Below are 13,999 nucleotides of genomic sequence, written 5' to 3' on the forward strand. Positions count from 1 at the left end.
GAGAAGGTTAAGGTTTACGGACAAGAGTTTGAATGGAACCGGCGAGATAGGCCGCCTGCAGGGAGCGGGTTTGTTCATTGTAATGCACATGATCAATGAATTGCGCGATACCCAGCTTCCAGGTAAAATCGTACAGATCGATCATCGGGATGTTATTTTTGGTAATCACTTCGTCGGCAATCCGGTTGTAAGTCGCCAGGTCTTTCCCATAGCGCACAATGCTGCTCGATTTCTTATTATGGATCGAATCCACCACCGCCGTTGTCCGGATCCAGATCATCTTTATTTTTTTGGGTTTTAAAAGGTCGATAATGTCTTGCAGGTTTTTCCGGTATTCCGTTTCGCCCACCTGGATCTTGCCCGTTTTCACATCATGTTTAATGTCATGCAGCCCACAGTTGAGCACCAGGTAGTCAGGTTTAAAAGCCGGTTCTTTGATCTTGATTTTCAAATATTCCAACACCATCCTCGAATCACCCCCATTCGCACCCACCGGCACATCCAGGTTCTTCTCCGCTTGCCCATCATCTTTTTTCCGGTCGAAAGCGACGGTTCCATCCAGGTATTTTTCCAGATAGGGGCCATATTGAATGGAAATGCTATCGCCGATCAGGAAAATGGAGGGTAGCGATTGCTTCCAGGCAGCGAAGAGCGCGAGGAGGAGAATTGGCATAATGTAGTTGGTTGTTTTTTTCATAGTTTGCTCAACAGTTTTATTTGATACCGCTATCATTGTCATCGTTCTTTTCCCGCACATTCACCTTCCTAACCAAAACCGGCGTTTGCGCCGTACGCTGCGCTTTTAACTTCGTAATCTCCAACCCTTCCACATCTTCACAAACGATCGCCGGGCGCTGATCTTCTTTCAGAAACCGCAGTTGAATGTTATCCATAAATACATTTTTTGCATGGCGGATGAAGAAACCGTAGGCTGGTAACCTGCCGAAAGTCAGACCGTTGGGATAGCCCTTTTCTTGTTCCGGAATCTGCCGGTCGGCATCCGCAGCTTTCATGCCTCCTTCGAAAGTGAGGTTAATGTTTCGTAATGTGATATTTTCTACAAATGCATCAGGAATGCCACTGATGGAGCTGCTGTAATCTGCCGATATCCGAGTTCCCTGGATATTTTCAATCAGGATATCCTTTAATACCGGCTCATTTATCTTGGCATTTTTTCGGTAAGGACGATTTCGTTTATTCAGTCTCACGAAAATGGCGCCGCCTTTAATATTGCGCATCGTAATGCCTGAAAACGTGATCCGCTGCACCGTTGCGCCATCGGCTGTCATCATACTGATCGCATCCACGCGGGTATCGTAAACCACACAATTGGAAACGGTAATGTCTTCCATGGTCCCGCTGGTTTCGGTGCCGATCTTGATGCCCGACGCATTGGAGCTGACAATGCAATTGGTGATCGTGATATCGCGGCAGGCTTCATCCGGCGAAAAACTTTTGAGGCAGATCGCGTCATCTCCGGAACTGATGTTGCAGTTGGCAATCCGCACCTGCTGGCAGTCCACCAGGTCCAGTCCATCGTTATTTCGGCCTTTCGCATCGGCCCATCGCGGCTTTTCGATATCCTTATTTTCCCTGCTATCGACGGTAATGCCATCAATCAATACATTTTTACAGGATTGATACGATTGCACCCAGGATGCCGAGTTGTACAATTTCACGCGTAGGATCTTCACATTTTCGCAAGCCCTGAAATGGATGATACGTGGCCGGCCGCTGAATGAAGGCGACAGATACGGTTCTTTGATATCGTCGCCCCGGCCGTCGATCGTGCCGTAGCCCGTGATGGCAATGTTGACCGCATCCTCCGCGTAGATCAGCATTTTGTTGGTTACGAAATCACCGGTATAGGAAGGGTATTTGGACGAAATACTCGGAAAATCGTTCACATTGTCGCTGCCCAGGAGTGTCGCGCCAGCTTCTATATGCAGCGTCACATTGCTTTTGAGATAGATTGTCCCCGACAGAAATGTCCCGTTGTGGAGGTACACTCTCCCGCCGCCAGCCGCGTGGCATTTGTCAATCGCCGCCTGTATTGCTTTGGTATCCTTCGTTTTACCATCGCCTTTTGCACCGCTGTCGAATACATCCCATGTGCCGTTTCCGCGCTGTGCCGATACGGTTAGGGACAGAGACAACATGCCAAAAAGCAACAGAATCAATCGGTTCGTTTTCATACGCATTTTAAATCACTGATTTCTTTTCCATGATCAGCATCGGGTAATCGCGGAGGGGAAGTTTCCTGAAAACCTGGGCTTCGAGTTCGGTGCTCAGCTTATTTTTATCATAGAATTTCTCCTGATCGGTGAGTTCATAAATGGTGCCGTCGAGCGGATCTACCAATACGGCGTCCTCAAAACCATGGGCTTCCCAATCCCACAAAAAGACGTGTGCGGTTTTGCCAGGCGTGGTGTCTGCCGGCTTATCCATATTCCAGTACGCCAGCACTTTGCCTTTTGCAGTATTCAGGAGCGTGGAATTCAGGTTTGGCATCCCGCGCATTTCGCAGTTTTCCATGGCGCTGTATTCCTTTTTATCACCCGCTTTTTCTCCATCCAGAATGTAGATTGTTGCATTGGCCGGATTCACATCGCCATGGACGACGCTGCCCAGATTTTGCAAAACCTTGTAAGCCACTTTGGGTTCAATGTTCGGTTTTGTTCGCAAAATCCCTTTGTAATTCACCTTCCCCGAACCTTTGGGATAATCGTGCAGATCCACGACCAGAAACCATAACGTCATCGGAATGCCCAGCGAAACATCGGTAAGCAGCCTTCTCAGCATGATTTTAGCCTGGATGTTCTCGCTATATGGTCCCTCGCCCGGGTAGCCTGTGCTATTGGGTTGTGAAGAAAAACCGTTTTCACCCTGCCAGATCTTCACTTTCGGATTATGCTGCTTCACCAGCCTGGTGACCGCAATGATCTTGTCATTATAGCTTTCAGGCGCGGAAGTGTAGGGATGAAAGGAGAAAATATCGATCTCTTCGGCCAAACCTGCATTGAATAATCCTTTGATAAAAACGATCGGAAGACGCGAAACCACGCCACCCACGATCACCGAACCCGGACAATTCTTGCGGATCAATGGCGCCGTTTCCTTCACAAGACCCACGTATTTTTTAGGATCGACTTTACCGCCCTGCCAGAAACCGCCGAGGTTCGGTTCGTTCCAGATCTCGTAATATTGCACCCTGCCGTGGTAGCGTTTGGCAAGGGCAGTTACAAATGCCTTGAATGCTTTCAAAGCCTCGGGTTTGTCCATCGGATGGAAACCCATTTCGCCTTCGGTATAAAATTTATTTCCGTACCCTACATTAAAAAACGGCTGAATGCCGCGACTGATCAGCCCGTCGACACTTTCGTCGAGCCACTTCCAGTCGTATTTTCCCTTTTCCTTTTCGACCCGGTTCCAGCCGGTTTGCAGCCGCGCCCATTTCACAGGCAGGTCGGTCAGGAACGGATATACTTCTTTTGGGTCCCAGAGTTCGCGGTCGAGCGTTTCGCAGCCAATACCAAACGGGGACGATTTAATATCTTTTGGTTGTACAAGCTTGATGCTGCCTATTTTGTTGAGGGCAAAAACGGGCTGTACATCCGGCTCAATCTGCGGCAATTCGTTTTCTGTATCCAAAACACTTCCCGTCAGCGGGGCGAGTGTTAATGCTTTCAAAAATGTCCTCCTGTTGCTTTCCATACTATTTTTCAATGGGTTTAGAGATTCAATGGCTCGTTGAACACATTGCATACGTGCAAGGAATGCGAGTTGAAATGGTAGTTTCCTTCATAGCCGGTATCGCCTAGAAAATGGCTGATCAATGCAATGGAAAGCGGGTAAAACCACGATCCGAGCATGATATGCGTTCTTTGCGGGTCTTCGTCACGGAGCTCGGCGGTGGCGTTGGTACCGCCTTCTTTCCAGATCCAGTGCGGGCGCGGCACCCAGTCGGCAGGCTTGCTGTCAATGCGGTGTAAAAGCCAGCCGTTTCCTGCCGGATCTTCATGCTTTAAAGCATGTTCCAGGTAAAGTCGCGCTGCGGCGATCAGGTCGTCGCGGCGGTAATCGGTCAGTTCGGCGAGGTTGGCGATCATGTATGCGCCGTCGAAATCCGGGCAGTCGGAGCCGCCCGGCCAGTAGGAACCGTCGGGTAACTGGCAAGCCAGTGTGGAATCCACATTGCGTTCCACAGCCCGCAGCGGCCAGCCCTGGGCGAAATAAATGGGGGTTACGTGAATGGTACCAAACAATCCATTCGGCAGATCGGCGCCAAATTGTGTTCCCCAGAAACCGGTGTTTTCATCAAGCAATTCTTCCAATGCGGGGTACATGCCTTCTTCCAAAACTTTATCGACCTCGGAAATCCCAAACCAGTCGCGCGCGGCAACTAATGCCGTGGCAGCCGCCAGTACCTGATTTCCCGCAGCCCAGGAATTGCTCCAATCGTAATGTTTGACCCATTTATAAAGCTTTTCAGCATCCAGCAACGGTTCGAGGAATGCGAATTCTTTCTCGGGCTTCACGCCCAAAACGCGCATCGCCCAGATATTCCCGCGGGTGTAATGCCATACAGGCTCCATTTCTTCCAATGTGCGGAACCGGGTTTTATCTTCTTTTTTGCTCGAAAAATAGCCCTGATCCGTTTGCCGGTCCTGAAACTGCTGCGCCCAGATCGCCTTTTCTTCATCTGAGAATTTTGGTAGTTCCCCAAATAAATCCAGGATGTGCGCTGCATGGTAAGAGCCATAAAAGCTTTCGCCATCGCCTTTTTCTTTTCGATAAATGCCAGGCGTATCGCCGATTTTCATCGCATTCACAAAATTCAGGGAAGTCTGTTTGATCCTCTCGAAGCCAGGCGTGTTGATATCAGTCATTTTTAATGGGTTTAAGAACTTTACATTGCTTTGGCGATCTGGATCAGGGATTTCTCCGCGATCAGGATCGGCGAGTCGTACATCGGAATTTTGGTGAAATGAACGTTGCTGCCCTCCTTTTTCCAGTTGGATTTCGGAATCTCGTGCACGCTTCCCGAGGCCAGGTCCACCCAGACCGGGTTTTCAAAACTCCCGTTATCAAAAGACAGATCACAAAGTGTTTTATCATTCACATTGGAAGGAATGCTATCAGAAAACCAGGCGGTTACAATCTGACTTTGCTTTCCTTTGCCGGCATACCCATAAAGTGACACTTTCCTGTCGTGGTGATTTTGAATGGCAAACGGATACTTTTCCAATCGTGTGAGGCGGTCGTCGAAAACGGAGGTTACATTCTGAAATGCGTAGTAAGCTGGTTTTGCATAGGCCACCGTTTTGTCGTCATTGGCTTTCAGCAAACCTTTGTGGTTCCACTCCTGTGGATAGCGGGCGTCCATGATCGTGAAAAGGCACGATTCCTTGTCATTTCCCAGATCGGTAAGCAGCCTGCGCAAAATGTGTTTCGACTGCATTTGCTCGCTCCAGTGATATTTGTTCAGCGCAAAGTTGTCGTTCCATTCCGACGGGCATCCGCCCTCACCTTGTCTGATCCTGATCTTGGGGTTATATTTTTTCACCACCGCTTCCAGCTCGATTTCTGTGCCGCGGTCTTCGGGTATTTTGATGTGCCTGTGATGGCTGATCTCGTCGATCAAATGGATTTTGTTTTGTTGCTGCACAATCGCCAGCACTTTGTCGGCATACTCGTAATCCACTTTGCTGCCCATTGCAAATGCAATGATGTTGTCTTTCGGCTGCACTTTGCGGATGATTTCTGCGGATAGTACCAGCAACTTTGCATACCCTTCGGGCGACACTTTATAGTTAGGCTCGTTCCACACTTCCCAGTCGTCGACTACCTTGCCATATCTGGACACAATGGCGTTTACAAATTTGCCCCAGCCTTCCAAAGCCTCGTCCGACTGCGGAACGGCGCCCATTAAAGTAGTCCCGCCGCCACCGGAATAAAGTGTGTTTCCGTAAGACAGGTTGATCCAGGGTTTTACACCTTGTTTCACCATATCATACACGATCTCATCGAGCCAGGCCCAATCGTAACTGCCTTTTGTTTTCTCTACTTTCGCCCAGCCAGACTGTATCCTTGCCTTTTTCGCACCCAATTTTCCCAGATATTCTTTCCAGTTGGCATAAATCGTGAAATCCCGGTCCATCATCTCGGCACCTACCGACCAGTTGGACGATTTGATATCCAGCGCATGCTTCGGCTCCACCTTTCCCAGGTACTTAAAATCCGGCGTATCAATGGAAGAAGTGAGTAATGTAAATGTCGATTTTTCAGTGATCAATACGGGATAATCGGGCACTGGAATGCCGCTGAATGTAAAAGCAGCGCCTTCCTTTTTCCAGTTTGCTTTGGGGATCTCATACACTTTTCCAGAGATAAGATCTACGTAAACCGGCTCCTTGAACGCGCCATTCACGGTAATTTTGCTGCTTTTTGGGGTGTAGGTTTCTGCCGGGCGCGCCTCGTTGCACCACATGGTCACAGCCATTTTGCCGCTTCCTTTTTGTTTATAGGCAAATACAGACTGGTTTTCTTGATCTGTTTTCGGAATCTGAGTCGTCAATGCCTCCATTTCGGAATCGAAGATTGAGAACACATGCTGCGCGGCTTTGTAGGCCAGCTTGGGACGTTCAATGGTTTTATCCGGATTGGTTTTCAAAATCCCTTTCGTATTCACACCCGTCATGTGGTCGCCCGCTGCATAATGGATATCGCTGATCGTGAACAGGTTGGTGGCAATGCCGCGTCCGTGGTCGCCCAGCATCCGGCGCAGGTCCCATTTGGCCTGGCTCAATTCCGTCCAGTCGTATTGCCTCAATGCGCCGATCGTTACATTACTGGGAGTTGATGGCGCGCCGTTTTCGCCCTGCATGAAACCAATTTTGGTACTATACCCGGCCACGAAGGTTCGCATTTCCTCAATCTTGGGATACGAGGTATCCGGGTTCGGCGCATACCCGTGGTAGGTAATGACATCGATCAGATCAAGCGCGTTTTTAGCTTTTATTTTTTCCAGAAAAGGTCTGAGAAATTCCAGCCTGGGCACACCCGCAATACCCATCGCAAGAAACTTTGCATTAGGCTGCTGCGACCGGACCACGTTTGCGGTACGTATATAGAAATCAGCGAATTCATCTCCGGTATTTTTGGGATTAATGTCCGGCTCATTCCAGATCTCCCATTCGGTTACCTGTCCTTTGTAACGGTTCACGATCGCTTTTACCCATTTGTCCCAGGCTTCCAATGCCTCTGGTGACGTGGGAATGCGACCGGCGAGTTTAGGTTCGCCGCCACCTTCGTAGATCGGATTTCCATAGGAAAGTTCTACCCAGGGATTCACACCGCGGCTATATGCATCGGGAATAACTGCATCCAGCCAGGCAAAGTCGTACTTCCCTTTCACTTTTTCGCATTTGGCCCAGCCACCTTGCAGCCTGATCCGTTTGGCGCCCAACGCGTCGAGGTATTTTTTATAGGATTGATAATCGGTGTAGTCGCGGTCCATGGTTTCGCCCCCGATCGACCAGCTCGAAGCTTTGATCTCTTTGGCCGAACGTGTCTTGACCGACCCGATTTCCTTAAAATTTTGTGGCCCAGCTGGAAGCCCCGCTGGAAGCCCGGCAGGTGACTGCGCGAACGCCGCGGTACCCATGCAATTGGCTAATAGCAGGCCGGCGACCCAGTGGCTCAAATTTTGAAAACGACTTTTTTTCATCATAATGGATTTAGGTGGTTCAATTCATTTCAAAAGTTTATAAACCTTTTCAGTGGCGTCTTTACAAGCATTGATATTCATTTTCTTATCACCCCGGTACCAGTTTGCCCATTTGTCCGACTTTACATTCATCGCCTTTCCTTCATTGATCCCGTCAATGGACTTAACCGCCAGTTGCAGGTGATTTTTGCATTGATCCGGCTGCCCTTCATGCATTGCTTTTTTGGCGAGAAGTACCTGTTTCAGCCATTCTTCCAGACCGAGCATTATGCGGGTTTGGGAAATCAGGTTGGTTTCGAAAAAAGTCTTTTGCAGCGTTTCCAGCTTCGCCAGCACGTTTAGCGATTCGGTCAATGCATTTTGATGGGCTTGCTGTTGTTTCTGGACCTTTTCAAGCAGTTCGTTTTCGTCGCGCGGCTGCGGGTGCGCGTCGCTCAACGAGGTTTTTCCCCAGTCAGATTCGGTCGATGCTTGCTTTGCTTTTAATTCGGCGGCTTGGTATGCCTCCGGATCGCTGATTTGCTGCGAGAGTTTCTTCAAGTAATTCAGGGCAAAATTGCGGGTCTGCCCGTCGAGGAGCATGGCCACCCTTTGCTTGTCGTGCACGACAAAAGACTCAAAATACAGATCGTATGCTTTTTTGGCGGCAGCTGCATGCTGACCATACTGAACGCCCGTCCATTCCTTCATAAAAACCTGAGGATCATACGATTCTAAATTATAAAGCATATGCGCCGAAGAAGCCAGACCGAGCTGAAACTCGCGGATATTCGAGACATTCATGATCGCATATGCATTGCTTTTCATTTTTTGTACTTCCTGAAAAACCTGGTAGGTATGCTGCGGCGAAATGCCCTGGGCGATGTGCGGGCCTGCTCCCCAGAGCTGGTGGTGGTAGTACACGCCGTACGTATTGTTGTTCGTCCGCGGGGTTTGATAGAAATCGTTTTGCCATTTCCAGCCGGGACTGTTGTCGGAAAATACGATGGTTACTTTTTCAGGAATTTTCAAATGCCCGGCCTGGTTCAAAGTCGAGCCTTCGGCCCATAATGTGGTTGTAATGGGCGGGTTTGGACGTTTGTCAACTTCTTTGATGATTTCCATTTGTGTCGCCATGGCGTCGGAGATCAGTTTTCCCCGGTCCGCATCCGATTGAGGCACACCGGGATCCGCCATCCACATCGGACGATCGGCGATGCCGCGCAAACCGATCTGCCAGATTACATTCGGATATTTCGCCCATTCTTTGGCATACACCTGCCACACTTCTGTGAGTTTTTCCCGGCTGCTGTAAAAAGAAAACAGCGGTTTCTCGTTCGTTTTTTCCTTCCAATAATTAAAAAAAGTAAATGCACTCACACCCATCGGCTCCACATGGTGCATGGAAATAAACACGCCGCGTTTCGCAGCCTCCTTCACCAATGCAGCCTCGGCAGGATTTCGGATGTCGATAAAGCTGGCCGGAATAATGAGGTTCAGGCGCTGGCGTACCAGTGATTCTACGACTTTGCTCATCAATGCAGGGTTCACCACCTGACCATAGTACGGATAGTCAATATTCCGTTTGCCGCCGCTTTCGTAAAATTCGGTCAGCAGATCTTCGTCATTGATAAACCAGCCCCGGTATTGGAAAGATGGACTTTTCTGGCTGATCTGAACCCTTTCCCATTGAAGTGCCGACTTCTTTTCCGGTAGCTTATCCGACCAGAAATACAGCGGATCGACTTTAAGATATTCCTCAATGAAATGATAGATCCCAAACATGGTTGCCCGCTCGTCGCTCCCATTGATCGCCAGGCTGCCGCCATTGGATTTCACTTCATACACCTCCCATTTTCCTTTGAGGGAGGCTGCATTACTATTGTATTTTTTAATCTGCGAATCCGATAAACCTACGGTTCCGACATGGATTTTCGAACCGGAAACCTTACCGTCATCTTTGGAAACGACCCGTAACTTTTTCCCGTTGATTTGCGCTACATCATGCACCAGGTCATTCACAGCCAGCCGAACGCATTCAGGCTCTGTTTCAGGCAAAATGATCGTAGCCTGATTTTGCTCACTAACCAGCGTAAAAGGCTGCTTTGCCTTACTTTGCGCAAAAGAGGTATAAGCCGAAATAAGGAAAAAAATGATCGCTGAATATCTCATAAGTTTCTGTTCAGTACTGTATTGAACTGCTATTTTCTATCTGAAAAGCCTCGCCGTTTTGATGCTTTATTGCCATATTCCGGAAATCGATAAACTGGGAATTGCTGCAAAAGACGCCGTTTTTAGAATTGATTTTAATGTTGTCGAACGTGATGTGATGCAGGTAATTCCCCGGCAGGCCACGAAGGCTAATTGCTGTTTTCGCGCCATCGCATTCCATGTTTTTGATGTTGAAATTCCTGAAAACGGGCGCATTTGCCAGCGGGGCAGAGCCTTTGCCATAGTTCATATTTTTTTCGATGGGTTCGCTGTCGTAAGTCAGGTCAAAGACGATCGCTTCGCCTTTGATCTTCGTCATGGTAATATTTCTGGCCCACACATTCTCCACAACTCCGCCTCTGCCAACCCTGGATTTGAACCTCAACCCGCGGTCTGTACCGGCGAAATGACAATCCTCGACCAGCACGTTTTTCACTCCCGCCGACATTTCACTGCCGATTACAAATCCTCCATGTCCGGCTTTGGTGCTGCAACGGCGTACCACTACATTTTCACACGGTCTGCCTATTTTCCAGGCTTCTTCGTCGCGGCCGGATTTGAGGCAAATATTGTCGTCGCCGACATCGATATCGCAATCTTCAATGAGCACATTTTTACAGCCGTCCGGGTCAATACCATCGTTATTTGGCCCGTGCGCCCTGATCTTGATTTTCCAGATGATGATATTTTCAGAAAAAACGGGATGCACATTCCACGAAGGCCCATCGACAACCGTAATGTCTTCCAAAAGGATATTTTTACATTCCAAAAATTGAATAAATGGCGGGCGAACGCCTGCTTTTTCAGTACCAAATACCCGCTGCTCGATCGGCACACCAGCTTTTCCCATTTGAAATAACTGCGTCATTCCGGGCTGCTTACTTTTCCACGGCCACCAAACCTGACCCTGTCCATTCAAAGTACCTTTGCCCGTCACCGCGATGTTTTCGCAATCTTTGGCATACACAAAAGGCGAGTAATTGTAACAAAAGAACCCACCGCGCTGGATCAGCACTACCGGAAGGTAATCCGCGAATTTCTGACTGAAACGAAGTTCTGCCCCTTCTTCCAGATGCAGGTTAACATTGCTTTTCAAATGGACGGCACCCGTGAGCCAAATACCTTTCGGAACGATTACCGAACCGCCGCCAGCCGCATTACAAGCCACAATCGCTTTCCGGATCGCCTCGGAATTCAAAGTGATGCCCCCTTCTTTCGCCCTGTATTTCCGGATATCGAACTTCTCTTTCCGGAATACGGGCGCTTTCATCTCCGGGAATGGAAACGGCACGGCAGATGGAGTGTTTTGGGCAAACACTGCTCCGGATGCTACCAGCATCATGAAGAGTAAGTAAAAGGCGAAATCTTTCAAATTCATCGTTTAATGCGTATTGGAAGGAATAAGCCCCCGGTTAGTAAGCCATATTTCCAGCTGCGACATCCATGAATGCTTCACCTCCGGATTGATCCCGAAACCGTGCGTTTTCTCTTCATAGATATGCAGCTCAGTGGGTACCTTTTGTTTTTTTAATGCCTGATAAAACAGCATACTGTTCTGGAATGAAACCGTGGGATCGTCGCCGGCGTGGACGAGAAAAGTGGGCGGCGTTTGGGCGTCGACACTTTCTTCTGGTGAAAATTCCCTGATCTGTGCCTCCGTGGCATTACTTCCCAACAAGTTCTGAACCGAGCCTTTATGCGCGTCGCTTCCATTGAAAGTGATCACGGGCCAGGCCAAAACCGCAAAATCAGGTCGCAAATTCGCGGTGTCTTTTCCTGTCTCATAGGCTTTGTTCCAATGCGTGGCCGCCATCGCCGCCAGGTGTCCCCCAGCCGAGGAACCCCAGACGCCAATGCGGCTCAACTTCCATTCAGCCGCCATTTTGCGAACCACCCTGAAAGCCTGCTGGATATCCTGCATCGCCCCAACCGACTTGTCGACCATCAAACTGTCGGCAGGAAGGCGATAGGTCAGTACAAAAGCGGTGATACCCATTTTATTTAACCGTTGAGCAATGAACCTTACATTTTCAATATTCAGGTTGCGGTAGCCGCCACCCGGGCAAATAATAATTCCGGTTCCATTGGCCGCAGCCGGACGAAATACGATCAGTCGCGGCGCAATCACTTTTGACAATGCTGTCAGTTGCCCGGCAGCATTAAAAGTCCTCTTTTCAGGCTGGGTGGCTGGTATCGAATTAGGCACTTTCGATGCATAAAGCGGTATCTCAATTTCAGTCTGCGCCACACAAACCCCATTCATCCAAAAACAACCAATGACGACCACTGACCATAAATGACATCTATTCACCAAAAGCCGCCTTTCCCTAGTACCCGGGATTTTGTTCCAGTTTCGCATCCTTGTTTGCTTCAATTTCCGAGTACGGAATGGGGAACAAGATATTATGGTCGTTGATATTGCCTTTGTTCAATGGATTATACCTCCGTACCCGCTCCACCAGCTTACCCATCCTAACCAATACCAACCGGCGGTTTTCCTCGAAAGTCAGTTCGCGGGCCCGCTCGTCCAGGATATATTCCAGGCTTACCTGCGCTGGCAATACCGGTGTCGCATTCGATCTCACACGGACTACATTGAGGTCAGCTGCCGCCTTTGCCAGGTCACCTTTCATCAAGTAAGCCTCTGCCCGCAGAAAGTAGGTTTCCGGAAGCCGGATCAGGTACATATCGCGATACGTCGCGCCAGCGGTTGCTTTGAGCGTCATCGCAATCGGATCTTCCATCAATCCCGGAGGATGCTGGCCCGGCGTGGTCACCTTGGAAGGATACGGATACCAGCGCCAGCTTTGCTGTACCCACTGAGAGGTGGGGAAATCTATCATGCTTTTTCCAAAGTATTCAGATGCCGGATTGGTATAAATGAAATCACGCACGATGTTGAATGGAGAAGTCCGGATGTCCGTCGATTTAATGATGCGGTTATCGGCTTTCGGGTCCAGGCCCCAGATATCGTACAAATAGTAATCGGTGGGCTGCACAAATGACGCGCCTCTCCCGCCGACATTGAGCGTGGAGGCCGGCAGGTTATCCAGTACCACCGCTGCACCTTTTGGATCTTTGAGCGTAAATGCAACCGGCGCCACCACGCGTTCAAGCTGATTGGTAGGCGAACCGGCCGATGTGAGACCGCCGCCAGGTATATCGACCTCGTACTGGGCCACCCAGATCGCCTCGGTATTTCCCGCACTCCGGTTTTGGTTCCCCGCCCGGAACAGGTCATAATAGACATCGCCCGGCTTATCTTTCAGACTCCCGAAACGCACTGTCATCAACGCCAGTGACGATTTTTCGATCACTTCGGTAGCTGCGGCAATGGCCTGGTCGTATTGTTTTAAGGTAAGATACGTTTCCGCAAGAATATGATTGGCGACTGATTTGTTCAACCGCCCGTCGGCCACACCGGCAACATTCGGGAGAATGCCGGCCGCTTCCGTGGCGTCTTTGATAACCTGACTAAAAATCTCATCACGCGTTGCCCGCACAAAATCGCTTTTCGGCGACGTGGCTTCTTCCAGGATCAAAGGTACCCCGCCATAAATATGAACCAGGTAACGGTAAGCCCACGCCCTGAAAAGCTTCGCCTCGGCTGCAATAATGGCCTGCTTTTCTTCCGGGACCTCGGAAACCGACAGCCTGGATAGGATCGTATTGGCATTGGAGATGATTTTGTACATGTTCACCCAGTGGATTTTGGGTACGTTGTTCTGCGGCGTGATCGTGTTGTTATAATCCGCCAGCCGATTGTTATCCAGGCGTGCGTTAAAGGCCACGTCAGTGCCCAGCACATCGGTATACTCATTGGCATTGGCAGTAACGCTCGTTTCTGTGCGCACCTTGGCATACAGGTCAACCAGGGCCGATTCGAAATGCGCTTCATTCACATAAGAGTTTTCAGGACTGTAAAAATCCAGCGGTACCTCATTCAGGAAGCTCTCTTCTTTACAACTGGAACTACACGCCATTAAAGCCGCGAACAAGCTGATTTTAAATAGATTGGTTTTCATACTTTTTGCTATTGTATGTTAAACGGGTAGGAATAGTCTGAACAATAGAGGGTGA

At 49.3% G+C, this 13,999-nt stretch carries 9 protein-coding genes; all 9 read right to left on the reverse strand.

All coding sequences use genetic code 11. The features are described from left to right. Positions 1-7: 7 nt before the first annotated feature. Entirely contained in the window at positions 8-697 is a 690-nt protein-coding gene (locus FXO21_RS00685) for an SGNH/GDSL hydrolase family protein (protein WP_192579130.1), read from the reverse strand. A gap of 16 nt (positions 698-713) precedes the next feature. Further along, complete coding sequence (locus FXO21_RS00690; RefSeq protein WP_192579131.1) at positions 714-2,195, reverse strand: glycoside hydrolase family 28 protein; 1,482 nt, start codon at positions 2,193-2,195, stop codon at positions 714-716. Positions 2,196-2,202: 7 nt separating this feature from the next. After that, positions 2,203-3,714 (reverse strand): GH39 family glycosyl hydrolase, encoded by a 1,512-nt coding sequence (locus tag FXO21_RS00695; RefSeq protein ID WP_192579132.1) that lies wholly within the window; start codon positions 3,712-3,714, stop codon positions 2,203-2,205. A gap of 17 nt (positions 3,715-3,731) precedes the next feature. Next, positions 3,732-4,889, reverse strand: coding sequence for a hypothetical protein (locus tag FXO21_RS00700; RefSeq protein WP_149638295.1), 1,158 nt, complete (start codon positions 4,887-4,889; stop codon positions 3,732-3,734). Between the two features lie 20 nt (positions 4,890-4,909). Continuing rightward, complete coding sequence (locus FXO21_RS00705; protein ID WP_149638296.1) at positions 4,910-7,732, reverse strand: GH39 family glycosyl hydrolase; 2,823 nt, start codon at positions 7,730-7,732, stop codon at positions 4,910-4,912. A gap of 21 nt (positions 7,733-7,753) precedes the next feature. Then, positions 7,754-9,880 (reverse strand): glycosyl hydrolase 115 family protein, encoded by a 2,127-nt coding sequence (locus tag FXO21_RS00710; protein ID WP_149638297.1) that lies wholly within the window; start codon positions 9,878-9,880, stop codon positions 7,754-7,756. 10 nt (positions 9,881-9,890) lie between these two features. Beyond that, on the reverse strand, positions 9,891-11,297 hold the full coding sequence (locus FXO21_RS00715; protein WP_149638298.1) for a glycoside hydrolase family 28 protein: 1,407 nt from the start codon (positions 11,295-11,297) through the stop codon (positions 9,891-9,893). Between the two features lie 3 nt (positions 11,298-11,300). Continuing rightward, positions 11,301-12,167 (reverse strand): alpha/beta hydrolase, encoded by an 867-nt coding sequence (locus FXO21_RS00720; protein WP_192579133.1) that lies wholly within the window; start codon positions 12,165-12,167, stop codon positions 11,301-11,303. A 79-nt stretch (positions 12,168-12,246) separates the two neighbouring features. Then, positions 12,247-13,944: a RagB/SusD family nutrient uptake outer membrane protein gene (locus FXO21_RS00725; RefSeq protein WP_149638300.1), complete on the reverse strand. Its 1,698-nt coding sequence runs from the start codon at positions 13,942-13,944 to the stop codon at positions 12,247-12,249. Positions 13,945-13,999: the final 55 nt, after the last annotated feature.

Origin of the sequence: Dyadobacter sp. UC 10 (assembly GCF_008369915.1) — a bacterium.
Taxonomy (GTDB): domain Bacteria; phylum Bacteroidota; class Bacteroidia; order Cytophagales; family Spirosomataceae; genus Dyadobacter.